The organism is Streptomyces sp. CMB-StM0423, from assembly GCF_002847285.1.
Taxonomy (GTDB): Bacteria; Actinomycetota; Actinomycetes; order Streptomycetales; family Streptomycetaceae; genus Streptomyces.
Genome location: NZ_CP025407.1, coordinates 563829 through 587216 on the forward strand (window position 1 = coordinate 563829; position 23388 = coordinate 587216).

The 23388-nt window shown below is 72.2% G+C and carries 19 protein-coding genes; 6 read left to right on the top strand and 13 right to left on the bottom strand.

Translation table 11 applies throughout. The features are described from left to right. Positions 1 to 482: 482 nt before the first annotated feature. From CXR04_RS02365 to CXR04_RS02410, 10 genes are all read right to left on the bottom strand, one after another. Complete coding sequence (locus tag CXR04_RS02365) at positions 483 to 2585, bottom strand: ABC transporter ATP-binding protein (protein ID WP_101426150.1); 2103 nt, start codon at positions 2583 to 2585, stop codon at positions 483 to 485. 43 nt (positions 2586 to 2628) lie between these two features. Beyond that, positions 2629 to 2859: an MbtH family protein gene (locus CXR04_RS02370; RefSeq protein WP_047019284.1), complete on the bottom strand. Its 231-nt coding sequence runs from the start codon at positions 2857 to 2859 to the stop codon at positions 2629 to 2631. A 150-nt stretch (positions 2860 to 3009) separates the two neighbouring features. Further along, positions 3010 to 4311 (bottom strand): sensor histidine kinase, encoded by a 1302-nt coding sequence (locus CXR04_RS02375; RefSeq protein ID WP_101420241.1) that lies wholly within the window; start codon positions 4309 to 4311, stop codon positions 3010 to 3012. 9 nt (positions 4312 to 4320) lie between these two features. After that, complete coding sequence (locus CXR04_RS02380) at positions 4321 to 4974, bottom strand: response regulator transcription factor (protein ID WP_047020619.1); 654 nt, start codon at positions 4972 to 4974, stop codon at positions 4321 to 4323. 246 nt (positions 4975 to 5220) lie between these two features. Next, a complete protein-coding gene (locus CXR04_RS02385; RefSeq protein WP_101420242.1) occupies positions 5221 to 6024 on the bottom strand; it encodes an alpha/beta fold hydrolase in 804 nt (267 codons plus the stop codon). Between the two features lie 109 nt (positions 6025 to 6133). Beyond that, the gene (dpgC, locus tag CXR04_RS02390; RefSeq protein ID WP_101420243.1) at positions 6134 to 7438 is read right to left on the bottom strand and encodes a (3,5-dihydroxyphenyl)acetyl-CoA 1,2-dioxygenase DpgC; all 1305 of its coding nucleotides are present in this window, start codon (positions 7436 to 7438) and stop codon (positions 6134 to 6136) included. Continuing rightward, positions 7435 to 8097, bottom strand: a complete 663-nt coding sequence (gene dpgB / locus CXR04_RS02395; RefSeq protein ID WP_101420244.1) for an enoyl-CoA-hydratase DpgB — start codon at positions 8095 to 8097, stop codon at positions 7435 to 7437. The genes dpgC and dpgB overlap by 4 nt, the downstream gene beginning before the upstream one ends. A gap of 14 nt (positions 8098 to 8111) precedes the next feature. Continuing rightward, on the bottom strand, positions 8112 to 9242 hold the full coding sequence (gene dpgA, locus CXR04_RS02400; RefSeq protein WP_101420245.1) for a 3,5-dihydroxyphenylacetyl-CoA synthase DpgA: 1131 nt from the start codon (positions 9240 to 9242) through the stop codon (positions 8112 to 8114). Between the two features lie 128 nt (positions 9243 to 9370). Further along, a complete protein-coding gene (locus CXR04_RS02405; RefSeq protein WP_101420246.1) occupies positions 9371 to 10765 on the bottom strand; it encodes an aminotransferase-like domain-containing protein in 1395 nt (464 codons plus the stop codon). 182 nt (positions 10766 to 10947) lie between these two features. Next, on the bottom strand, positions 10948 to 12069 hold the full coding sequence (locus tag CXR04_RS02410) for a prephenate dehydrogenase (protein ID WP_101420247.1): 1122 nt from the start codon (positions 12067 to 12069) through the stop codon (positions 10948 to 10950). 217 nt (positions 12070 to 12286) lie between these two features. Here CXR04_RS02410 and hppD point away from each other — a divergent pair, with 217 nt between their 5' ends. Next, the gene (gene hppD, locus CXR04_RS02415) at positions 12287 to 13393 is read left to right on the top strand and encodes a 4-hydroxyphenylpyruvate dioxygenase (protein WP_101420248.1); all 1107 of its coding nucleotides are present in this window, start codon (positions 12287 to 12289) and stop codon (positions 13391 to 13393) included. Continuing rightward, positions 13374 to 14507 carry an alpha-hydroxy acid oxidase gene (locus tag CXR04_RS02420; RefSeq protein ID WP_101420249.1) on the top strand — a complete coding sequence of 378 codons (1134 nt, stop codon included), beginning with the start codon at positions 13374 to 13376 and terminating at the stop codon, positions 14505 to 14507. The genes hppD and CXR04_RS02420 overlap by 20 nt, the downstream gene beginning before the upstream one ends. A gap of 273 nt (positions 14508 to 14780) precedes the next feature. On the opposite strand, the gene CXR04_RS02425 is transcribed toward CXR04_RS02420, so the two are convergent. Together CXR04_RS02425 and CXR04_RS02430 are read right to left on the bottom strand one after the other, a co-directional pair. Continuing rightward, entirely contained in the window at positions 14781 to 15761 is a 981-nt protein-coding gene (locus CXR04_RS02425; protein WP_101426151.1) for a ParB/RepB/Spo0J family partition protein, read from the bottom strand. A gap of 651 nt (positions 15762 to 16412) precedes the next feature. Then, entirely contained in the window at positions 16413 to 16970 is a 558-nt protein-coding gene (locus CXR04_RS02430) for an LmbU family transcriptional regulator (protein WP_101426152.1), read from the bottom strand. A gap of 453 nt (positions 16971 to 17423) precedes the next feature. Here CXR04_RS02430 and CXR04_RS02435 point away from each other — a divergent pair, with 453 nt between their 5' ends. Beyond that, on the top strand, positions 17424 to 17756 hold the full coding sequence (locus tag CXR04_RS02435) for a hypothetical protein (protein WP_101420250.1): 333 nt from the start codon (positions 17424 to 17426) through the stop codon (positions 17754 to 17756). A gap of 22 nt (positions 17757 to 17778) precedes the next feature. Here CXR04_RS02435 and CXR04_RS02440 read toward each other — a convergent pair whose 3' ends face one another. After that, the gene (locus tag CXR04_RS02440) at positions 17779 to 18786 is read right to left on the bottom strand and encodes a sigma factor (protein WP_101420251.1); all 1008 of its coding nucleotides are present in this window, start codon (positions 18784 to 18786) and stop codon (positions 17779 to 17781) included. A 133-nt stretch (positions 18787 to 18919) separates the two neighbouring features. Here CXR04_RS02440 and CXR04_RS02445 point away from each other — a divergent pair, with 133 nt between their 5' ends. The 3 genes from CXR04_RS02445 to CXR04_RS02455 all read left to right on the top strand — a co-directional run bounded on the left by CXR04_RS02445 (position 18920) and on the right by CXR04_RS02455 (position 23311). After that, the gene (locus CXR04_RS02445; RefSeq protein WP_101420252.1) at positions 18920 to 20143 is read left to right on the top strand and encodes an NAD(P)/FAD-dependent oxidoreductase; all 1224 of its coding nucleotides are present in this window, start codon (positions 18920 to 18922) and stop codon (positions 20141 to 20143) included. A gap of 142 nt (positions 20144 to 20285) precedes the next feature. Then, positions 20286 to 22052, top strand: coding sequence for an ABC transporter ATP-binding protein (locus CXR04_RS02450; protein WP_101420253.1), 1767 nt, complete (start codon positions 20286 to 20288; stop codon positions 22050 to 22052). Further along, complete coding sequence (locus CXR04_RS02455; protein ID WP_101420254.1) at positions 22052 to 23311, top strand: DUF4032 domain-containing protein; 1260 nt, start codon at positions 22052 to 22054, stop codon at positions 23309 to 23311. Before CXR04_RS02450 ends, CXR04_RS02455 begins: the two co-directional genes overlap by 1 nt. Positions 23312 to 23388: the final 77 nt, after the last annotated feature.

Below are 23388 nucleotides of genomic sequence, written 5' to 3' on the forward strand. Positions count from 1 at the left end.
CGCATGCGGGCACCGCACATTGCGCCCCGCCCGCGGGTATCGCCCCGCCCCCGCATATCGCTTCGCCGTCCGCCCTGCCCGCCTTCCCCAATGCGGCGAGCAGTTCCTCGGCCCGCCCCTGGAGTTCGCCCAGCGTGCTCCCCGGAGCGATCTCGATGCGCAGGGCCCCGGACATCGCCCCCTCGATGACCACGGCAACTTCCCGGTCGCCCGTCATCCGGTGGAAGAAGCCCGCCACCACGGCCGCCGCCTTTGTCGCGGACGCTTCCAGGTGCGCCGCGAGATCGAGGCCGTCCGTGAATCGGAGATCCCATGTGCCGCCGGCGGGGCACGGTGTCACGTGCACCACGGGCAGGGCAGGGCTGCGCGAATCAGACATTCCTGAGGTCTCCACTGGCTCAATCAGGCGACGACGTTCATGGCGATTGCGGACTGCGCGCGACGCTGCACGTCCTGTGCCTGCGGTTGACGAACTCGTGGGGCTAGCGCGGCCCCGGGCCGTGCAGGACGGGACCGGGCCCGCCCATTCCGGGGCCGGGGCCCATTCCCGGACCGGGGCCGATGAGTATTCCCTGCGGCGGGCCGTCCATCATCGGACCGTTCGGCGCCATCGGGGCCATCTCCGGGGCCGGGGCGTCGTTCTTCGGCTGGCGGGAGAACTGCGTGCGGTACAGCTCGGCGTAGAGGCCGTCGAGTTCGAGCAGTTCGTCGTGAGTGCCGTGCTCCTGGACCTGGCCCTGGTCGATGACCAGGATCTGGTCCGCGTCCCGGATGGTGGAGAGCCGGTGGGCGATCACCAGCGAGGTCCTGCCCGTGAGCGCCGTCTTGAGGGCCCGCTGCAGCGCCGCCTCGGACTCGGAGTCCAGATGGGCGGTCGCCTCGTCGAGGACCACGATCGGCGGGGCCTTGAGCAGGAGCCGGGCCATGGCGATGCGCTGCTTCTCACCGCCGGACATCCGGTACCCGCGGTCCCCGACGAGGGTGTCGAGGCCGTCGGGCAGCGCCTCGATCAGGCTCCAGATCTGGGCCGCCCGGCAGGCTTCGATCATGTCCTTCTCGGTGGCGTCCGGGCGGGCGTACTGGAGATTCTGCCGGATGGTGGTGTGGAACAGGTGGGCGTCCTGGGTGACCATGCCGACGGTGTCGCGGAGCGATGCCAGCGTCAGGTCGCGCAGGTCGTGGCCGCCGATCCGGACGACGCCCTCGCCCGGGTCGTAGAGCCGCGGCACCAGGTGGGTGATGGTCGTCTTGCCGGCGCCGGAGGGACCGACGAGGGCGGTGAGCTTGCCCGCGGGGGCGGTGAAGTTCAGGCCGCGCAGGGTCCAGGAGTTGTCGCCGCGCTGGGGTGCGGGGCCCGCGAGGGACTCCAGAGAGGCGAGAGAGACGTCCGCCGCGGACGGGTAGCGGAAGGAGACTCCGGAGAACTCGACCTCCGGTGCGCTCGGCGCGGCACCGGCCCCGTTCGCAGCCGCCCCGTTCACCCCGGCACCGTTCGCGGTGGCTCCGGGCGCGGCGACCGTGGGCAGGGCGCGGGCGTCCGCCTTCTCCTGGATGAGCGGCTTGAGATCGAGGATCTCGAAGAGCCGGTCGAAGCTGACCAGGGCCATCAGAATGTCCCGCTGGGCGCCGGAGAGTTGGTTGATCGGCGCCAGCAGCCGGGTGAGCAGGGTGGCGAGCGCCACCAGCGTGCCGATCTGGAAGACGCCCTCGATGACGAGGCCGCCGCCGAGCCCGTAGACCAGCGCGGTGGACAGGGAGCCGACGAGCATCATCGACAGGAACAGCAGCTTCGAGTAGACCGACGCGCGGACACCGAGGTCGCGGCCCTTGCCCGCGAGGTCGGCGAACATGCCGTTCTCGGTCTCCGGGCGGCCGTAGAGCTTGGCGAGCAGCGCGCCCGTGACGTTGAACCGCTCGCTCATGAAGGCGCCGATCTCGCCGTTGACCTGCATGTGTTCGCGCATGACGCGCTGCAGCCGGTGGCCGACGACTTTGCCGGGGAGGATGAAGAGCGGAAGCATCACCAGGCTGATCAGCGTGATCGCCCAGGAGAGGTAGAACATCGCGCCCAGGACGAGCAGCGCGGTCAGGCCGGCGGAGACGACGGTGGACAGCAGGGAGGTCAGGGCCTGCTGGGCGCCCACGACATCGGTGTTGAGGCGGCTGACCAGCGATCCGGTCTGGGCGCGGGTGAAGAAGCCGAGCGGCTGGCGCTGTACGTGGTCGAAGACCTCCGTGCGGAGGTCGTAGATGAGCCCTTCGCTGACCTTCCCGGAGAGCCATGCCTCGGCGAAGCCGACGACGGTCTGCAGGAGTGAGAGGACCGCGACGGCGACGGAGATCCAGACGACGACGGAGGTGTCCCGCGGCATGATGCCGTTGTCGATGAGGTATTTGAAGAGAATGGGAACGGCCACCACGATTCCCGCATTGAGCGCGGTGACCGCGAACAGCACCGAAATTCTGAGTCGGTGCGGCCGGGTGTAGGGAAGGATGCGCTTGGCCGTACCCTTCTTCACCTTCTGCCTGGTGACCGAATCCGGCCCGTCGGCGCGCATGATGACCGGCCCGGAGCCGCCAATCATGGCCACGAATTACCTCCAGTGTTCGTCGTCGGGCCGGGGCGTCCTAGCGGGCGGCGGCCTGCTCCTGCCTGTCCATCTCGTCGATCAGGCTCTTGGGCCGCATGTCCGTCCAGTTCTCCTCGATGTAGTCCATGCACGCCTTGCGGCTCTCCTCGCCGAACACGGACTTCCAGCCGGCGGGGACTTCGGCGAAGGCGGGCCAGAGGGAATGCTGGTTCTCGTCGTTGACCAGCACCAGGAAAGTGCCGTTCTCGTTGTCGAACGGATTCGCCATGACCGCTCCCGTCGGTGGGGTTTCCTCAAGTCGGAATACACACTAACCAGGCGGGCAGAAGGCGACAAGGTTGGACAACCGGAAGGCCGTCCAACTGTGAATTCTCAGCAGTTGGACGGGTGTTATTCGAGGAAAACGGAAAGGAGCGTCTCAGAAATGGGCCGGCGCCGCGCCGGGCTCCGCGAGCTTGGCCGCCCGGACCCTCTCGCCGGGCCCGTCCCCGCGGAGCGGGAAGGCGACGGTCACGGCCAGCCCGCCCCCGGCTCTGGCCTCGGCGGTGAGGGTGGCGCCGTGAGCGGTGGCGATGGAGCGGACGATCGACAGACCCAGCCCGTGGTGGCCGTCACCGGCGGTGCGGCGGAGCCGCTGGAAGGGGTGGAAGAGGCGCTCGACCTGGTCCGGCGGCACCGCGGCGCCGGTGTTGCGGACGGAGAGGTAGGCGCCTCCGTCCCGTACTCCGGTGGCGATCTCGACGCTGCCGCCGGGGACGTTGTAGTCGATGGCGTTGTCGAGGAGGTTGGCCACCAGACGGTGGATGAGCGCCGAGTCGCCGGAGATGCGGGCCGGTTCCATGGCCGAGCTGACGGCCAGCTCGCGCCGGCCGATCTCCGGCCGGAACGCGGGAATGACCTCGTGGGTGAGGGCGGCGAGGTCGAGCGGTTCCCGGCTTTCCAGACCCCGGTCGCTGCTGGAGAGGGTGAGGAGCGACTCCAGGAGCGTGGCCTGCTGCTTGCTGATCGTCAGCAGCCGCTCGAAGTTCGCGCGGAAGGACTCGAGAGTGGCGCCGCGGTCGATGAGGGTTTCCTCCAGCAGCGCGTGTTCGAGGGTGAGGGGTGTGCGCAGCTCGTGAGCCGCGTTGGCGACGAATCTCTTCTGGGATTCGAGCGCCGTCTCCAGCCTGCCGAGCAGCCCGTTGACGGTGTCGGCGAGGTCCTTCAGCTCGTCGGGCGGGCCGCCGGTGGCCAGGCGCTCGTGCAGGTTGCGCGCGGAGATGTGGCGGATGGTGCTCGTCATGGTGCGCAGGGGGCGCAGGACGCGGCCGGCGACCACCCAGCCGAGGCCGATGGCGATGACCGACATGATGGCGAGGGCAAGCCCGGACTGCATGAGCAGCCGGTCGAGCATCGCCTCCCGCTGGTGCCACGCCTGCTGGCGCATCCCCTCGACGATGCCGCTCTCCTGGTTGGCGAGATCCTCGTCCAGCCGGTAGGTGCGGGTGTCCGCCTGGGCGGAGGACTGGGCGGAGCCGTACTGCACGTCCTTGAACGTCACCAGACCGCCGGAGGGGCGGGCGACGAGGAGGTACGTGATCGCCAGCAGCACGGCACCGGAGAGGACGAACAGCGAGCCGTACAGGAGGGTGAGGCGCACCCGGACCCGCCGGGGCGTGAGCTGCGCGGGCATCGCGCCGACGCGCTTCAGGACGGCCAGGTGCAGTCGCGACAGCCCCATGGGCGTACCTCAAATCCGGTAGCCGCTCCGCGGCACCGTCTCGATCACCGGGGGCAGACCGAGCTTGGAGCGCAGGCGGTTGATCGTGGTCTTCACCGTGGTGGTGAACGGGTCGGCCGCCTCGTCCCAGACGCGTTCGAGGAGCTCCTCCGCCGAGACCACCCGGCCCTGGGCGGAGAGCAGGCACTCCAGGACGGCGAGTTCCTTCGGAGTGAGCGTCAGGCGTTCGCCGCCGCGGGTGGCGAAGCGCTGGGCGGGGTCGAGCCGGAGGTCGCCGTGCTCCAGCACCGGGGGCACGGCGGGCTGGGCGCGGCGGGCGAGTGCCCGCAGCCGGGCGACCAGTTCGGCGTAGGCGAAGGGTTTGGGCAGATAGTCGTCGGCGCCGAGGTTCAGTCCCTCGACGCGGTCGATGATCGTCCCGGAGGCGGTGAGCATCAGCACCCGCGCGTGGTGGGGCTGGGAGACCAGCTCCTTGCACACCTCGTCGCCGTGGACGCCGGGGAGGTCGCGGTCGAGGACGACGACGTCGTAGTCGACGGTCATCGTGCGCTCCAGCGCGTCGGATCCGTCGTACACGACATCGACGGCCATACCCTCCCGGCGCAGCACCCGTGCCACCGAGTCGGCCAGCTCAGCGTGGTCTTCGACTACCAGAACCCTCATCAGCGGCACCTGCCGGAGGTCTCGCGGGCGCATGGCGAGGATGCGGCGGACGGGCGTTCAAGAACGGCCATCACGGCTGACGATCCCCCACCTTGCGTCACACTGCGGTCACAGCGCTTCACTTCGTCGTGTCCCCGTGCGTGGTTGGAACCGCCTTCAGATTAGCGCGGCCGGGTGTAAGGCCGGGGTTTCAGCGGATGGGTTCCGGCCGGGGCTTCCTGCTGGTGGCGGCCGCGGTGGGCGAGCTCAGGCGGCGGCGAAGTAGTCGAGGACCGCCGCGTTGACGGCGTCCGGCCGCTCCAGATAGCCGTAGTGGCCGCAGCCGGGGATCTCGACGTAGGCGGCATCGGGAATGGCGGCGGCGACCTCGCGCGACAGGTGCGGGCGGATGACGAGGTCGTCGCCGAAGCCGATGACCAGGCACGGGCGGGATATGCGCGCGTACGCACCGAGCCGGTCGACCGTCGTCTGCAGCTCCAGTTGCCCGCGGAACGCCGACATGTCGACGGCCGTCATCTCGAAGACGTCGAGCCAGTCCCGCAGGGTCGCCTCGTCGTTCAGCGTCTGCGGGGAGAGGTTCTGGAGGGCGTTGACGTACGCGGCGTAGCGCGGCGGGAGCTTCACGCCGCTGTCGCAGAGGTCGAGTTCTGCGGCGGTCATGGCCGAGACCAGGCCGTCGGCGCGCCCGGTGGGCGCCAGGAGGACGGCCTGCCGGACCAGTTCGGGCCGGGCGAGGAGGAGTTCCTGGACGATGCTCGCGCCGAGGGAGAAGCCGACGACGCGGCACGGGACGAGGTCCAGGTGCTCGATGAGCCCGGCGGTGTCGGCGGCCATGTCGGCGAGGGTGAAGCCTTCGGGGCACGGGTCGCTCGGGGGCATGCCGCGGTTGTCGACGGTGATCACCCGGTGGCCGGCGGCGGTGAGGGCGGGCACCTGGTGGGTACGCCAGATCCGTCCCGGGGCACCGGTGCCGGTGATCATGACGACCGGTTCCCCCGTGCCGTGGTCGTCGAAGCCGAGGGTGATCCCGTTGATCCTCGCGGTGGGCATCCGGCTCGCTCCTTTCCTGTGGGCGGTCTGCGGTTCCCGCGGCGGCCGGCGGTGCTACGGCGGCGGGTGGGTCCGCGGCAGCCGGGCGCCCGGCTGCCGCGGACGGTGGTCATGCCGATCGCTGCGTGAACCTGCCGACCTTGCCGACGACGTCCGCGCCGTGGATCCGCAGGGCCTGCTGCAGCGCGAACTCGGCCATGTAGCGCCGGAACTCGTCCACCGGCTCCTCGGCGACGTTGAGCATGTGCCGGTTGGGTACGACGGCGGGGCCCCCGAGCCGGTCGACCGCGGCGGCGATCGCGTCGTCCATCGCGGCCGGCTCCACCACCTCGTCCAGGACCAGCCGCGCGTCGGGGTCGGTCGCGGGCAGCCGGCGGTCCTGCAGGATGACCTGCCGGGAGATCCGCGGGCCGGTGTGCCGGCCGAGCCGGAAGTTCCCGGCGCCCGGCACGATGCCCTCGCGGGCGGCGGGCAGGGACACGTACGCGTCCGAGGCGGCGAGCACGTGGTCGCAGACGAGGAGCAGTTGCATGCCGCCGCCGATGGCGAAGGTGTCGACCGCCGCGATCCAGGGTTTCTCCACGGTGCGGGAGTGCCAGGGCGCGCCGCCGACGCCGCGCATCCCGCGGACGATCTTGTGGATGTAGCCCAGCTCGCGGCGGAGCAGGAAGCCCACCAGCGAGATGTCGCCCGCGTGCAGGCTCTTGAGGTTGATGCCTGCGCTGAAGACGCGCTGGCCGCGGTAGCGCGGATGGGTCATCTCGCCGCCGCGCAGCACGGCGACCCGGACGCCGGGGTCGAGCAGCGCGAGGTCGACGGCGGTCTCCATGTCGTCGACCTGCTGCTCGTCCTCGGCGTTGAGGCAGTCGTCGCGGTGCATCGTCAGATACGCCGCGCCGTCGCGCCGTTCGAGGCGGACGGAGCGGGTGTCGACCAGGCCGGTCTCGGTGAACCGCGGCAGCAGCTCCAGCGCGCGGGGCGTGGGACGCAGCATGGCGTCGAGCAGGTGGGCGCCGGCAACGGGGGAGGCGAGCACCGCACGCAGGAAGATGCCCTGGTCGATCTCGTGGCCTTCTTTGTCGGCCTGAAGCCGTTTGCGCTCGGTGGCCAGTTGCTCGGCGGTGGGTACGAGCCCGGGGTAGGTAACAGCGGCGGTGGAGACCAGGCCGGCGAGCCGCAGGGGTGTGGTGCGGCCGTCGGTGAGCCGGTCGTAGACGGCGTCGACGTGGGTGTCGAGGAAGGCGGTGCGCAGCGCGCGGGCCTCGTCCTGTACACCGGCGGCCCGGGTCCGCTGGGCGGCCGTGCGGGCGTCGGGCGGCGGCAGCGCCGCGATCGCCTCCCCGGCCCGGGCGAGCGCCGCGCCGACGTCCCCCCAGCCGTCGCGGGCGGTCGCGGCCCGCACGTCCGTGGTCACGAGACCACCCGGGCGGCGTCCGACCGCAGCGACCGGTCGCAGGCGGCGAGGTGCCGGCCGAGTGCGTCTTCGAAGCTGGTCGTGGTGGCGTCGAAGAGCAACTGCCGGCGGATGGCGACTTCCTTGCCGGACAGCCCGCCGACCAGCCCGGCGGCCGCGGCGACGCCGCTCGCGGGGTCTGCGGCGAGGTCGTCGACGAGGCCCAGCGCCTGTGCCTCGGGGGCGTCTATGGGCAGGCCGAAGAGCACGGCCCGGCGGATGCCGGCGGCGCCGGCCAGTTGGACGAGCCGGTAGCTCGCCATGCCGGGCCAGGTGGCCTCCCCGTCCCGGGCGACGAGCAGCCGGGTGCCGGGGGTGGCGACGCGGATGTCGGCGGCGAGGAAGGCGTCGAGCGCCGTGCCGCCGCAGTCGCCGCGGGCGATCGCGACCGTGGCCGCCGGCAGCCGTTCGAGCCGGCGCAGCGTCCGCTCCCACTTGCTGACCAGTTGGACGTCGAGCCCCCGGGTCCAGCCCGGCTCGGGGGCGCCGGTGACGTACACGGCGACGACACCGGTGCCGCCGCCGTCCTCCGCCTCGTCGCAGACGGCGCCTAATGCCTTGACGGCCGCGGCCGTCGGCGGCTCGGCCCCGTCGATTCTCAGCGTGAGCGTGTCGCTCATCGCATCCTCCGCTCTCACCATCGGACCAGGGCCGTTTCGATCGTGGAGCCCGGGCCCATGGTCATGAGCACGCCGTGGTCTCCGGGGTGGGCGACGTCCTCGTCGAGCAGCCGCTCGTACGAGAACAGGAACGAGCCGCTCGACACGTTGCCGTAGTCGCGCAGCACGCCGACCGTGTGGCGGACGTCGTGGCGGGTGAGCCCGAGGTTGACGACGACGGCGTCGATCACCTTCTTGCCGCCGGAGTGGACCAGCCAGTGCCGGATGTCGCTGCGGCGCAGGCCGGTGTCCTCCAGCAGCCGGTCGACGACGAGTTCGGCGTGGGCGCCGACGACGTACGGGATCAGCGGGTCGAGGAAGAAGCTGAACCGGTCCTGGTCGCGGTCCCAGTCGTAGCGCATCGCCTCCAGCGCCTCGGGGATGAGGCAACTGGCGAACTTCAGCACGTCCGGGCCGCGGGCACCGTCGGGTCCGGTGGCGGGCGCGCCGGACATGAGCGCGACGGCGGCGGCGCCGTCGCCGAAGAGGCTGTTGACGACGGCGGTGCGCATGGTCTCGTCGAACGCGTACGCCGCGGAGCAGGCTTCGGCACAGAGGACGACGGCGAGTTCGCCCGGGTGGGCGGCGGACCAGCCGCTGACGACGTTCAGCGCGTTCAGCCCCGCGTTGCAGCCCATGCCGACGATGTCGGAGCGGCTGCAGTGCCGGTCGATGCCCAACTCGCGGATCAGCAGTGCGCTGAGCCCGGGGGTGAGGAAGCCGGTGGACGTCACGCAGCACAGGTGGCGCAGGTCCGACAGCTCGTAGCCGGCGCTCTTCAGGCAGGAGCGGAGGGCTTCGGCGCCCATCTCGATCGCGGTGGCCTTGTGCTTGTCGAGCAGGTCGCCCTGCGGCTCGGAGTGCCGGACTCCGTGCTCGTCGGGGGCGGGCAGCGTCAGATGGCGCCGCTCTATCGCGCTGTTGAGGAAGACGGAGCTGATTCTGGGGTCGGTGATGCCGAAGGCGTCGAGCACCTCCTGCTGGGTGTACGTCGTGGGGGTGGCGGCCGTGCCCACCCCGAGGATGCGGGGCCGGTACGGGCCGGGCACCTGTGCTGTCGCGGACCGCGGATCCAGGAGTTCCGCGCTCTCCACGCCGGTGATCATCGGAAGGTCCACCCCCACATACGCTTCTTGCCACGCGGTCGTTGTGCTCCGCTGATGCCGTTCACGTGCGGTCCTTTCCCATTGGATTCGGACGGATGGAGGAGGGAGACCGGCCGGGGGCCGTGGTGTCACGCGGCCCTTGTCCCGGCTTCGATGAAGCGGGCGAGGCGCGCGGTGCCCTCGTCGATCTCCTCGGTGGTCAGATAGCTGGTGGAGAGCCGGAGGGCACGGTGGCCGCCGCCGGCGCCGGGATAGAAGTGGCTCATCGGCGTCCAGATGACGCCGAAGTCCTGGGCGGAGCAGGTGAGCGCCGCGTTGTCGGCGGGGAACGGCACCTGCACGGTGAGGAAGAAGCCGCCCTCTGGCCGGTTCCACCGCACCCCCAGCGCGCTCCTGCGGTCGGCGGGCAGCCGCGCGTCCAGGGCCCGGAGCATGGCCCGCATGGCGTCTCCGTAGTACCGCGCCGCGCGGGAGTTCAGCTCGGAGACGAGCCCCTGCGCGGCGAGCAGCGCGCCGGCGACCGCCGCCTGGCTCAGCGACGGGGTGTTGACCGTCACCATGCTCTTGATCTTGGCGAGTTCGTCGGCGAGCAGACTGGTGGCCCCGGAGTCGTCGGCGACGGTCTGGTCGGCGACGGCGAAGCCGACGCGGGCGCCGGGGAAGACGGTCTTGGAGTACGACCCGAGGTGGACGACGCAGCGGGTGCGGTCGAGCGACTTCAGGGTGGGGGGCGGCGGTCCCGGGCTCACCAGCCGGTACGGGCTGTCCTCCAGGATGAGCAGGTCGTGGCGGGCGGCCAGGTCGAGCAGGTCCGTGCGGGCCTGCGACGTGAGCGTGGTGCCGGAGGGGTTGGAGTGGTCGGGGACCAGGTAGAAGGCGCGGGGGCGGCGGCCTCGTGCCTTCTCCGCCAGCACCGCGGCTTCCAGATCGGCGGCGTGGAAGCCGTCTTCGCGCTCCTCCACGGGGTGCACGGCGATGTCGAGGAGCCGGGCCGCCCCGGTGATGCCGACATAGCACGGGCTGGCGACCATCAGGACGTCGTCGGGCCCGCTGAAGAGGGCGCGCAGCACCAGCAGCATGGCCTCCTGGGCGCCGACGGTCACGACGACGGACTCGGCCGGCACGTCGATGCCCTCGTCGGCGCGGAGCGACTCGGCGATGATCTCGCGGATCTGACCGGCGGTCGGGCCGTACTGGTAGAGGGCGGTGCGGATGTCCTCCGGGGTGCCGCCGTGGGCGGCCAGGTGGTCGAGGTAGGTCCGCATGTGCGTGAAGACCTGCTCGGTGTCGAAGAACCCGTCATACGGCCGGCCGGGGGCGAAGGAGATCGCGTCGGGGTAGCGGAGCGTGATCTCGTTGAGGAAGTTCATCGTGTCCAGCAGGGGGTCGGACACGCTGCCGTGCAACTCTGCCTTGCGCAGCGGGCGCGCGGACGGGGCGGGGGGCGAGGGCGCGGTGGCGCCCGGCGCCTGCGCGTTCTGCACGGCGCCGGCGACGAGTGCTTCGGGACCCGGAGCAGCCATGGAATTCCCCCACGCGAAGGCAATTGACGAAGTCGTCTTCCGGCGCTTAGAAAAGCACGCCCCCGGGTATTTCGACAACGCCGTCCAAGAGGGCAATCTGCACACTTGGACACGCGCGAGCGCACTTGGACAATTTCCGCGGTTGGACGGTCGCGTACGTGTAGGTGAAAAGGCGGCGCGGGTCACCGGGGAGCGGGTGTGAGTCCGGCGTCTCCGCCGTCTGCCTCCGCGTCCCACCCGTCGGCCTTGAGTTTCGCCGCGATTCGGCAGACGTCGGACGGGTGCACGCGGCACCGTACCGTGAATCCGCCGCCCGCGGCGGTGTCGACCGACGCGCTCTCGGCGTCCACGCCGAGGCCCGCGACCGCTCCGAGGAAACGCCCCAACTCCCCCGGGCGGCCCGGGACGGCCACGCGCAGCGCGGGGGTGTGCCCGGGGGGTTCTGGGCGGGCGCCGGGGATCGCGCCGAGGCCGGCGATGCCGCGGTCGAGCAGGTCGACGACGGTCCGCAGGCCCTCCTCGCGGTCCCCGGTGCCGTGCCCGGCGAGCGCGTCGAGCGCGGGCACCAGCCGGGTGAGGTCGGCGTGGACGTTCCGTACGACCCCGGCGAGAGCCGCCGCGTTGGTCTCGATGATGTCCGCCCACAGCAGGGAATCCCCGCCCGCGATCCGCGTGACGTCGCGCAGCCCCTGGCCGGCCAGCCGTGAGACCCCGGCCGGGTCGTCCTGCAGCCGGGCGGCCATCAGGCTGGCCAGCAGATGGGGAACGTGGGAGGTCAGGGCGACGGCGTCGTCGTGGGCGCGGCTGGCCATCACCAGCGGGACGGCGCCGCACAGCTCGGCCAGCCGGCGCCCCCGTTCCAGGGTGGCGGGGGAGGTGAGCCGCGACGGGGTGAGCACCCAGGGGCGGCCCTCGAAGAGGGTGCCGCGGGCCGCCAGCGGCCCGGAGCGCTCGCGGCCGGCCAGGGGGTGCCCGCCGACGTAACAAGCGGGCTGGGGTGCGGCGTTCAGCGCGGCCCGTTCCGGCACGGTCTTCACACTGCCCACGTCGGTGTACGCGCGGGCGAGGCCGCTCCGCTGCACGTCGACCAGCACCGCGCCCACCTTGCTGGGCGGGACCGCGATCACGGCCAGGTCGACCGGCCCCGGCGGCTCCTCGGCGAGTCCTGCGCCCAGGGCCGCGGCGGTGCGGGCGGCCGTGGCGTCGCTGTCGGAGAGGTACACGCTCACCCCCTGGCGGCAGGCGGCCAGGGCCACGGAGGTGCCGATCAGGCCGGTGCCCACGACGGCTATGGAGCGAATCACCAGACATCCCCTGTCCGAAAGAACCTGATCGAAGGATTGCGCTCGGAAGATCCCGCCCGAAAGCCGTGGACCGAATAGCGGAAACGGCGCAACAGCTTATGCACCGGGGGCCGCCGACCAACAGGATGACAGTCCAGAAAAGACACTCGTAGCCAGATTCGCGGCCGGTCGCCTACAGTCCGGGAAACGCATGCCACTTCGTGACCAGGGGACAGTCATGCATGATTTCAGCGAGGCCGGAGTTCCGTTCGGCGACGTGGCCATCGACTACGTGGAGATGTACGTCGGAAGCCTGGAGGCCGCGGCTTTCGACTGGGTCGACAAGTACGCCTTCTCGGTCGTCGGCACCGGCGGCTCCCCGGAGCACCGCAGCATCGCGCTGCGCCACGGCCGCATCACCCTCGTGCTCACCGAGGCCACCTCCGACCAGCACCCCGCGTCGGCCTACGTGCAGGCGCACGGCGACGGCGTCGCCGACATCGCGCTGCGCACCGCCGACGTACGGGCCGCGTTCGGCGCGGCGGCGGCCGGCGGCGCCAGAGTGGTGCGCGAGCCCACCGCGCACGACGGCGACGGGCCGGCGGTGACCGCCGCGATAGGCGGGTTCGGGGACGTGGTGCACACGCTCGTGCAGCGGGCTCCCCGGGCGGGCGCGGGGCTGCCGGTGGGGTTCACGCCGGCGCTCCGGGAGGACGACGGCCGCGCGGACGCGGTGGGGCTCGACGAGATCGACCATGTCGCGGTCTGCCTGGACACCGGCAGCCTCGACCCCACCGTCGACTTCTACCGGCAGGCGCTGGGCTTCGGCTTCGTCTTCGAGGAGCGCATCGTCGTCGGCTCGCAGGCGATGGAGTCGAAGGTCGTGCAGAGCCGGTCGGGCGCCGTGACGCTCACGCTCATCCAGCCCGACCCGACGGCGGACCCGGGCCAGATCGACGAGTACCTCAAGGGCCACCAGGGCTCCGGTGTCCAGCACCTCGCCTTCTCCTCGGCGGACGCGGTGCGTTCGGTGCGCACCCTGGCGCGGCGCGGCGTCGCGTTCCTCACCACCCCGGGCTCGTACTACGACATGCTCGGCTCGCGCATCCCGTCGCTGAGCCAGGGGCGGCTGGCGGACCTGCGGGCGACGAACGTGCTGGCCGACGAGGACCACGACGGGCAGATGTTCCAGATCTTCACCGCCTCCACCCACCCGCGCCACACCCTCTTCTTCGAGGTGATCGAGCGGCAGGGGGCGCAGACCTTCGGCAGCGCGAACATCAAGGCGCTGTACGAGGCCGTGGAGCTGGAGAGGACCGGCCAGCGTGGGCCGTCCCGGCGCTGACTCCCCGGACTGCGCGGTCCACACGCTCGCGGACGTCGAGCGGGTCGCCGCCGCTGTCCTGCCGCCCGGAGTAAGGGACTTCGTGGCGGGGGGCAGCGGCGCGGAGACGACCCTGGCGGCCAACAGGGCGGCGCTGGACCGGGTGTGCGTCGTGCCGCGCGCGCTGCGCGACGTCTCCGGCTGCACGACGGAGTCGACGCTGCTGGGGCGCCCGGTGGCCATGCCGGTGGCGGTGGCGCCGGTGGCGTACCACCGGCTGGTGTGCGCCGAGGGCGAGACGGCGGCGGCGCGCGCGGCGAAGGCGGCGGGGGTGCCCTTCACGGCGGGCACGCTGAGCAGCGTGCCGATCGAGGAGATCACGGGTGTCGGCGGCCCGGTCTGGTTCCAGCTCTACTGGCTGCGGGACACGGCGCGGACCCTCGATCTGGTGCGCAGGGCGGAGGACGCCGGCTGTACGGCGGTCATGCTCACGGTCGACGTGCCGTGGATGGGCCGCCGGCTGCGGGACGTACGCAACGGGTTCGCGCTCCCCCGGGGCGTGCGTGCGGTCCACCTGGCCGCCGCGGACTCGACGGCGCACCGGCGCCGCGGCGGCGCCTCCGCGGTCGCGGCGCACACGGCCGAGGCGTTCTCGCCGGCGGTCACGTGGGAGTCGGTGGCGGCGCTGCGGGCGCACACCCGGCTGCCGTTGATCCTCAAGGGCGTGCTCGACGCTCGGGACGCGCGCCGCGCGGCGGATTCGGGGGCGGACGCGATCGTGGTCTCCAACCACGGCGGGAGGCAGCTCGACGGCGCGGTGCCCAGCATCGACGCGCTCCCGGAGGTCGCCGCGGCGGTGGGGAGCGGCTGCGAGGTGCTGATGGACAGCGGCGTCCGCGGCGGGACGGATGTGTTGCGGGCGCTCGCGCTCGGTGCCTCCGCGGTGCTGGTGGGGCGGCCGGTGATCTGGGGGCTGGCCGCGACGGGTGAGGCGGGTGCGCGGCGTGTGCTGGAACTGCTGGGCGACGAACTGCGCGACGCGCTCGGGCTCTCCGGCTGCGCGGATGTCGCGGACGCCCGCGAACTGCGCACCGTAAGCGGTGCGATGAGCGAACGCTGCGGGGTCGCGCCCTAGACGTACGGAGCCCGCGCGCATGACTGCGGCCCGGGTCCGCCGGCAAACGCGGCGGACCCGGGCCGTCCAACAGCTTGTTTCGGGTGGTTGGACACGGGTGGAATTTAGCCGACGGGACAGCAGGACGCGCGTGTCTTCATCCCAGCACCAGACGAAGACACGCACGCCGCGCAGGGACGGCCGCCGCTTTCCGGCGGGGTTCACCTGCTTTCCTGCTGTCTCACCTGCCGCGCTCAGCAACGGCGGCTCCACGGCGTTCGGAATACGCCGCGATCACAGCGGCCGGGCGCTCTCGCGTTCCATCCGCATCGCGATGTCCTTCCAGATGCCGGCGCATTCACGCGCCAGTTGGGCGACGACGCCGCGGCAGTGCGCGGGTACGTTGCCGATGATCTCCTCCCACTCGTCACCGCTGAGTGTGTGAATGTTGAGCAGCCGAAGGAGCGTCCGGCCGGTTTCGCTCAGCCGTAGCGCCGGGTCGGCCTTCAGCCGGTTGACCGCCGAGCCGCGGTCGTCGACCGTTATCCGGACCGCCGCGGACGTCGTCGCAACTCCCGCGGATACCGCCACCACCTTCGGTCTGCTCTCGATACGCGCCGCACTGCGCTGCCGCGGCACCGGCAGCGGTCCCTCTCCCCTGCGCATGCGGTTTCTGACGTCCCTGACCGTTTCCGGGGAGATCCCCGCGGCCCGGGCGACCTGCCGCAGCGACAGGCTCGGATTCTCGCTGATCATCCGGCTCGCGATCCTGCGCCCCTCGCTGCCGTTGAGGGGCCGCACGCGGCCGTCCTGGCCGACCCGGTGGCCGGTAGCGGCGGTGCCCGCCGACTCACGCCGGCGGATGGCCGCGACGGTCGCCGGGGCGATGCCCGTGACCGACGCGATCATCCGGTCCGACCACTGCGGATGCGACAGGATGATCCTGCTCGTAGCCCGCTTCCGGTCCGCCATGGTGAGCGGCAGCCCGTGAGCGATGTTCGACTCCACGGCGAGGACGAAGGCGTCCGCCTCGGTCCCGTCGAAGAAGCGGACGGCGATGGTGTCCTGACCGCGGAGCTCGGCGGCCCGCAGTCGATGAAGCCCGTCGATGACCCGCATGGTCGCGCGGTGTACGACGATGGGCGGTAGTTCGGCCTGTGCCTGCGCCAGTACTCTTACATGCTCTCGATCTTCTCCCGAAGTCCGAGGCGAGCCCGCTCTCCGTAAACTGCGGACTTCGACCTCGATCGGCGTCTGATCGAGATGCCCCTGCACGGACGTCAACTTCAATTCCTCCCCGATCCAACTTCCGGTGGGCCGGGCCGTGGCCCGAACCCATTCGTGCGATTACCGGAACTCGAACAATCCCTTGACGCAGCCGTACTGATGTGGTCGCCGGCCGAACCGGCGGCCGAGAGGTCAGACCTCTCGATACAGGGGATGTGGGGGTGATCGGAATGACGTCAGGCCGACGCGGACACCAGCTCCGCTGTCGACGTCATTCGATTCTCCCCCGCTACCCGCTTCGCTCCCGGACGAAGCGAGTGAATGTTCCCCCGTTCGGACATCGACTCTAACAGCGCCGTCACCGATCAGACACCCCACGCCTCACCGAACACAGTTCACCACTCCAGGCATTTGACATGTGCCGTGCACGGCCGTTCTTCAAAATCACAGCTCGCCCGGGGCGGAAGGTGGGAATCCGGATAAATGCCACCCCAGTGGGCACCTGCGCCACGAATTCACAGAAAGGCTTTGCGGTGTCATGCGTCGCATGAATCAAGCCGCCTTGTCCCGCCGGCGGGACAAGGCGCGGGAGGCCGGCGGGAAAGTACCGGAACGAAACATTCCGCAGAATGGGCATCCGTGGGCAAGAGCGGACTCCGCCAACACTGCGCGCCTTAGCGGGAGTTGTGCGCCCGCCGGTTACCCGGAGGCATCCGCGGGCTCTTCCGCCGCCTCGTCCAGCATCAGGACCATCCATTCCATCAGCCCCAGACCGACGGCCTCGGCGGCCTTCTGCCACCGCACCCGGCGCTCCGCCACGACGCTCATCTGGACGAGCGACGGGCCCGCCCCCTCCGCGGTGACGCGGCGGCTGGCCCGGATCTGCTTGCGCAGTTCACTGCGGGTCCACCGGCCCCGCTCCGCACGGGTCAGCCAGTCGTCCTGCACGCCGGCGGGCATCCCCGCGACCTCCGCGTGATGCTGGAAGCTGAGCTTGTCCCGCCGTCTCGAAGGATGGAATTTCCCCGCCACCCAGGCGTAGTTGCGAAGAGTCTGGTAATCGAAGGAAGTCTCGGCCAGGGCGCGTTTGTAGCGGTCCGGGTAGTGGCTCCTGCCGTAGATGAGCCAGTCACCGAGCCACCACGCCGAGGAATCCGCGATAACGAAGATCTGCCGTCCCAGATGGCTCCATTCGGCCAGCGGCAGGCCGGGAGGCAGGGACAGCGCCGTACGCCGCGTGGTGGAACGGCCGTTCACCGCGAGGCGGTTGGGGGGACGCGACGGGGCCGGGGACGTCGGGGCCGGGCTCGCGGGCGGGTGGCCCGAAGCGCGGACCGCCGGGTTCGTCACGGGGCCGGCTCCGCGCGTCTCTCCCATGGACATGCTGCGCACCTCACCTGCCGATCTGCGACGCGCTTCCTCGTCAACCCGACCGGACAACCGCCGGCCTGCTCCGCAGGGCCGCGGTCCGCCGACCGGGGCCGCACGCGATCAACCGTGCTGATCCCATCATCCGTGGCGGCAGGTTGCAGCGCGGTGACAGCGCTCCTCTCCTGTGCCTGCTTTCACCTCAACCACCGCTGCGGGTGGACCGTGGGTTGCACCGCGGTTACAGCAGGCGTTCCGGCGCAGTAACCCTCCCCCCGATCTACTTGTCACCAAACCCCGAGCCGACGGTGCCGGCTTCGCCGCACCGGACGAGGAGGATCCATGGCCACGCAGACCCGGTACTGCGCCGAGTGCCGTGCCGCGTTCACCTGGACGAGCAGCAGCCCCAACAGGAGGTTCTGCGGGCCGCGGTGCAAGGCGCGGTGGTGGCGCGGCCAGCACCGGCGGGCCGCCGCGGGAGTCAACGGCACGGCGCCGGGGGCGGAGCACCAGGTGCCGGGGGCCGCGGAGCAGCCGGCTCTCGGCACGGCGCACGCGTGCCCCAACTGCGGACAGCAGCTCACGGTGGTGAACGTCGTGGTCCCGCTCGGGGACGCCCCGGCGGTGGCCGGTGAGGATCCGCGCGCGAGGGTGTTCGCCGCGGATCACGGCTGAACGGCCGGCCGGGCTACGGGCGTCAGCCGTCGAGGGGCTGCAGCTCCAGCCGGCCGAGGTGGTCCGGGTCGGCGATCACGTCGATGCCGACGATCGTGCCGTTGGCGACGGCGAGGGCGAAGGCGATCCGCGGCCGGCCCTGCTGCATCCACACCAGCCCGGGCGAGCCGTCCACGAGCGCCGGGCGGGCGGCCCTGAGCCGCCCCGTGAAGACGTCGGCGACCGCCACCGCGCCGCGTACCTCCTCCGCCGCACCCGCGGCCACGGCGGCGGCGTCGGCGCGGAGCACCACGTCGGGGTCGAGGAGCGCGACGAGCGCGTGGAAGTCCTTCCCGCGCGAAGCGGTGAGGAACGCGCCGGCGATCGCACTCCAGCGCGCGGTGACGCCCCAGTCCGCGGGCGCGCCCTTGTCCGAAGCGGCGCTTGCGGCGTACGAGCCGGCAGAGCGTGCGCCGGGCGCGTCTGCGGCGCCGTGCGGACCCTCCGCGCGGTCGGCCGCGGGGCCCTGTACCCGCTGCCGGGCCCGGAGGGCCAGTTGCCGGGTCGCGGCGGGTGAGCGCCGGACGATCGGCGCGATCTCGTCGTACGGGACCGCGAACAGGTCGTGCATCACGAACGCCAGCCGCTCGGCGGGCGCCATCGAGTCGAGCACGGCGAGCAGCGCGAGCCCGACGGAGTCGCCGCGGAACCCTCTCCCGTGTGCTTCCGGCGGGTCCGCTCCCGCCGGTTCGGGGTGACCGATTTCTGCTTTTTCGCTATTTAAGGTCTTTTCATCGTCGATGAGATCCAGCGGATCCTCTCCTCGCGCCGTCCGGGCCCGGAGGATGTCCAGAGAAGCCTCGCCCACGACCGTGCGCAGCCAGCCACCGAGGCTCTCCACCCCGTCCGGTCCCGCACGGCTCACCCGCAACCACGCCTCCCGCACGGCTTCCTCGGCCAGCTCGGCCGAGCCCAGAACCCTGTGGGCGACCGCGTGCAGATGCGCGCGATGCTCCTCGAACCGCAGGGCCAGGAACTCGTGCTCGTCCATCGGGTCCTTCCTCCGTTGCACCTGTCACCACCGTGACCAGCGAAGCGCGGCTGATGTGACAAGGAGGCGGCCATGGTGCTCAGGTCGTGAGACGGCGTTGCCGCCCGCGCGGGGCCCGTGGTCCGATCGCCGCATGACTCGCCGCATCGTGATCGTCGGGGCCGGCATCGTCGGCTCGTCGCTGGCCCGGGAGCTGGCCGGGCGGGACGGCTGTCAGGTCACCGTCCTCGACCGCTCCCCCGCGGGCCGGCTGTACGGGTCCACGGGCCACGCGCCCGGCTACGTCGGCGTGCTCGGCGAGGCCCCGGTCCTCACCGAGCTGGCCCGGGCCACGGTGCGGATCTACCGGGGGCTCACGGACGACTACGACGCGACCGGTGATGCCCGTGCGCGAGGCGTCGCCGGCTTCGAGGAGACCGGCTGCCTGGAGGTCGCCACCACGCCCGCGGCGTACGAGACGCTGCGCGGGCGCGCCGCCGCGGCGGAGACCGCGGGACTGACCGCCCGGCTGGTGGGGCCCGAGGAGGCCGCGGCGCTGGCGCCGCGGCTCGTCGACCCGGACACGGCCGTGGCCGGGCTGCACTTCCCCGGCGACGGTACCGCCCGCGCCGGGCTGCTGACCGCGGTGCAGCGGCGCCGGGCGGAGGCCCGGGGCGCGGAGTTCGCCGACGGCGCGGAGGCGACGGGCCTGGAGATACGCGCCGGGCGGGTGCACGGCGTGTGGCTCGCCGACGGCACGCTCGTACCGGCCGATGACACGGTGCTCGCGTCCGGGATCTGGGGGCCGCTGCTCGCCGCCCAGGCGGGCGTGGACCTGCCGCTGACGCCGGTGTCCCATCCGTACGTCTACGGCGGGCCGCGCCCAGAGCGGCATCCGCGCGGGCCGTTCGTACGCTGGCCCGAGCACCACGCCTACGCCCGCGACCACGGCGACCGGGACGGGATCGGCACGTACGACCACGACCTGCGGCCGGTGGCGCCTGCGGACCTGGGGGCGCGGGCGGAGGAGCCCTGGCCGGGCGAGCCGTTCGACGGGGCCGTGGCCGCCGCGCTCGCGCTGCTGCCGCCCGCGCACCGCTTCACGCCCGCCGTCCGCCTCAACGGGGTCTTCTCCGTGACCCCGGACAACCTGCCGCTGCTCGGCCCGTTCACGGGGCTGCCCGGGCTGTGGTCGGCGACGGCGATCTGGGTCACGCACGCCGCGGGCGCGGCGGCCGCGCTCGCGGAGGCGATGGACGGCGGCGAGCCGGGCACCGGCCTCGCGGCACTGGCTCCGGACCGCTTCGCGGGCGAGCCGGCCGGGGAGCTGCGCCGCCGGGCGCTGCGCCGCTACCGGGACATCTACGCCGCGGGGTGAGGCGCCGAAGGGCCGGCAGGGGCGCCGAGCCGGGCCCTCGGCACCCCGGACCCCCCGCGGCTGCTCCGGGGCCCCTGTGGATAACTTCCGGCGCTGTCCGGCCGTCGCCGTAGGATCCCCGTGAGATCGCCGGAGGTGCGAAATGGCCGTGGACGAAACCCCCGAAGCAGGCACGCCGCCGTGGCGGATGCTGCTCGCGTACGCGCGGCCGCACCGCTGGGCGCTGCTCACCGGAGCGCTGCTGTCACTGGCGACGGGCGCCACCGGCCTCGCACTGCCGCTGGTGGCGCGGTCGCTGATCGACGACCTGTCGCACGACCGCTCCATCGCCGGTGCGCTGTTCGTGATGTCGGTGCTGGTGGTCGCCAACGCCGGGGTGGGGGCGCTGGGTTCGTACGTGCTGCGGCGCACCGCCGAGTCGGTGGTGCTGACGGCGCGGCGCCGGCTCAGCTCCTATCTGCTGCGGCTGCGGATAGCGGCCGTGGACCGCACGGAGCCCGGGGACCTGATGGCCCGGGTGACGTCCGACTCCACGCTGCTGCGCGAGGTCACCACCGACACCCTCGTCGGGCTTGGCACCGGCGGTCTGACCGCCGTGGCGACGCTGGTGCTGATGGGCGTCGTCGATCCCGTGCTGCTCGCCGTGACGGCCGGCGTGATCTTCGCGGCCGGCACCGTCATCGGCGTCATCGTGCCGCGCATCAACCGGGCGGCCAAGAAGGCCGCGGAGTCCGTGGGCCTGATGGGTGCGGCGCTGGAGCGGGTCCTCGGCGCGCTGCGCACGATCAAGGCGTCGGGCGCCGAGCACCGCGAGGAGCGGGCGGTGCACGAGGCGGCGGAGGAGTCCTGGCGGCAGAGCGTGCGGGCCGCCAAGTGGTCGGCGCTTGCCGGGAACACGGCGGGCCTGTCCATGCAGGTCGCGTTCATCACCGTGCTGGCAGTGGGCGGCGCCCGGGTGGCGACCGGGGCGATCGAGGTCGGCACGCTGGTCGCCTTCCTGCTCTACGTCTTCTATCTGATGTCCCCGATCCAGCAGGTGGTGAGCGCGGTCGCGCAGTACCAGACGGGGGCCGCCGCACTGGAGCGGATCCGCGAGGCGCAGCTCCTGCCGGCCGAGCCCGCCGCGGAGCCCGCGCCGCTGCCGGAGCCGGGGGCCGAGCCGGCGGCGCTGGCCTTCGAGGACGTCCGCTTCCGGTACGCGGACGACCTGCCCCATGTGCACCACGGCGTCAGCTTCGCCATACCGCCGCGCGGCATGACGGCGTTCGTCGGCCCGTCGGGAGCGGGCAAGACGACCGTCTTCTCGCTCATCGAGCGGTTCTACGAGCCGACCGCCGGACGGATACTCCTCGACGGCGACGACGTGACCCGCTGGGAGATACCCGCCCTGCGCGCCGCCATCGGGTACGTGGAGCAGGACGCCCCCGTGCTCTCCGGCTCGCTCAGGGACAACCTGCTGCTGGGCAACGCCGCGGCCGGTGAGGACGACGTACGGGAGGTGCTGAAGACCACCCGGCTCGAGGAGCTGGTGGCGCGGCTGCCGCAGGGCCTGGACACCCTCGTCGGCCACCGCGGCACCAAGCTGTCCGGCGGTGAGCGCCAGCGCGTCGCGATCGCCCGGGCGCTGCTGCGCCGGCCCCGGCTGCTCCTGCTCGACGAGGCCACGTCGCAGTTGGACGCGGTCAACGAGGCGGCGCTGCGCGACACCGTCGCGGAGGTGTCGCGCGACACCACGGTGCTCGTCGTCGCCCACCGGCTGTCGACCGTCACCAGCGCCGACCGGATCGTGGTGATGGACGCCGGCGAGGTGCGGGCCGTGGGCACGCACGCCGAGCTGGTCGCCGGCGACCCGCTCTACGCGGAGCTGGCCACCACCCAGTTCCTCGCCGCCGCGGCCGGCACCGCATGATGGAAGACGAACGACCGAGGAGGACCGCCGTGCGCCCCGAGCTGCAGATCAGCGCCACCAACCCGGAGCATCCCGCCGCGCTGCTCGACCTGCCCTGGGAGCTGCCGCTCGACGCCTGGCCGGAGGACTGCCTGGTCGATCTGCCCCGTGGCATCTCGCGGCACGTGGTGCGCTTCGCCGAGGCCGGCGAGGAGGTCGTGGCGATCAAGGAGGTGCCGGAGCGCGCCGCCCGCCGGGAGTACGAGCTGCTGCGCGACCTCGACCGGCTCGGCATCCCCGCCGTGGACGCGCTCGCGGTCGTCACCGGCCGCACCGGCGCCGACGGCGAGCCGCTGGAGCCGGCGCTGGTCACCCGGCATCTGGTGGGCTCGCGCCCGTACCGGGCGATGTTCGAGACGACGCTGCGCCCGGGCACCGTGAACCGGCTGATGGACGCGCTGGCCGTGCTCCTCGTCCGGCTGCACCTGGCGGGCTTCGCCTGGGGCGACTGCTCGCTGTCCAACACCCTCTTCCGCCGGGACGCCGGGGCGTACGCCGCGTATCTGGTGGACGCCGAGACCGGGCAGATCCAGCCGCGGCTGAGCAACGGCCAGCGGGAGTACGACATCGAGCTGGCCCGCATGAACATCTCGGGCGAGCTGATGGACCTGGAGGCGTCCGGGGCGCTGCACCCGTCGATCGACCCGATCCCGTTCGGCGCAGCCATCGCCGAGCGGTACGGGGACCTGTGGCACGAGCTGACCCGGCAGTCGGTCTACCCGGCGGACAAGCGGCACTACATCGAGCGCCGCATACGCCGCCTGCACGACCTCGGCTTCGACGTGGCCGAGATGCAGATCACACACTCGCCGGGCGGCGACACCGTCTCGTTCGTGCCGAAGGTCGTCGACGCCGGCCACCACCAGCGCCAGTTGCTGCGGCTCACCGGCATGGACACCGAGGAGAACCAGGCCCGCCGGCTGCTGAACGACCTGGAGAGCTGGATGGCGACCCAGGACGACTACGCGCCCGGTGACCCGCTCGGCGCCCGGCCCGAGGTGCTGGCGCACCGCTGGGTGCGGGAGGTCTTCCGCCCCACCGTGGGCGCGGTGCCGCCGGCGCTGCGCGGCCAGGTCGACCCGGCGCAGATCTACCACGAGGTGCTGGAGCACCGCTGGCTGCTGGCCGAGCAGAAGCAGCAGGACGTGGGACTGGAGGCCGCGGTCGCCGACTACGTCGAGAACGTGCTGCCGGGCTCCGTGGCCGGCACCTCCGGCTGACCGCACCTCCCGCTGACCGCACCTCCGGCCGGCGGTGCTGAAGGCGCGGCCCGCGCCCCGGCCGGCGGCCCGCTGAC

Coding starts and splice junctions, on each gene's coding strand:
- CXR04_RS02365 (WP_101426150.1), bottom strand. CDS start 2,585: ATGATTGGCGGCTCCGGGCCGGTCATCATGCGCGCCGACGGGCCGGAT.
- CXR04_RS02370 (WP_047019284.1), bottom strand. CDS start 2,859: ATGGCGAATCCGTTCGACAACGAGAACGGCACTTTCCTGGTGCTGGTC.
- CXR04_RS02375 (WP_101420241.1), bottom strand. CDS start 4,311: ATGGGGCTGTCGCGACTGCACCTGGCCGTCCTGAAGCGCGTCGGCGCG.
- CXR04_RS02380 (WP_047020619.1), bottom strand. CDS start 4,974: ATGAGGGTTCTGGTAGTCGAAGACCACGCTGAGCTGGCCGACTCGGTG.
- CXR04_RS02385 (WP_101420242.1), bottom strand. CDS start 6,024: ATGCCCACCGCGAGGATCAACGGGATCACCCTCGGCTTCGACGACCAC.
- dpgB (WP_101420244.1), bottom strand. CDS start 8,097: ATGAGCGACACGCTCACGCTGAGAATCGACGGGGCCGAGCCGCCGACG.
- dpgA (WP_101420245.1), bottom strand. CDS start 9,242: ATGATCACCGGCGTGGAGAGCGCGGAACTCCTGGATCCGCGGTCCGCG.
- CXR04_RS02405 (WP_101420246.1), bottom strand. CDS start 10,765: ATGGCTGCTCCGGGTCCCGAAGCACTCGTCGCCGGCGCCGTGCAGAAC.
- hppD (WP_101420248.1), top strand. CDS start 12,287: ATGCATGATTTCAGCGAGGCCGGAGTTCCGTTCGGCGACGTGGCCATC.
- CXR04_RS02435 (WP_101420250.1), top strand. CDS start 17,424: ATGGCCACGCAGACCCGGTACTGCGCCGAGTGCCGTGCCGCGTTCACC.
- CXR04_RS02440 (WP_101420251.1), bottom strand. CDS start 18,786: ATGGACGAGCACGAGTTCCTGGCCCTGCGGTTCGAGGAGCATCGCGCG.
- CXR04_RS02445 (WP_101420252.1), top strand. CDS start 18,920: ATGACTCGCCGCATCGTGATCGTCGGGGCCGGCATCGTCGGCTCGTCG.
- CXR04_RS02450 (WP_101420253.1), top strand. CDS start 20,286: ATGGCCGTGGACGAAACCCCCGAAGCAGGCACGCCGCCGTGGCGGATG.
- CXR04_RS02455 (WP_101420254.1), top strand. CDS start 22,052: ATGGAAGACGAACGACCGAGGAGGACCGCCGTGCGCCCCGAGCTGCAG.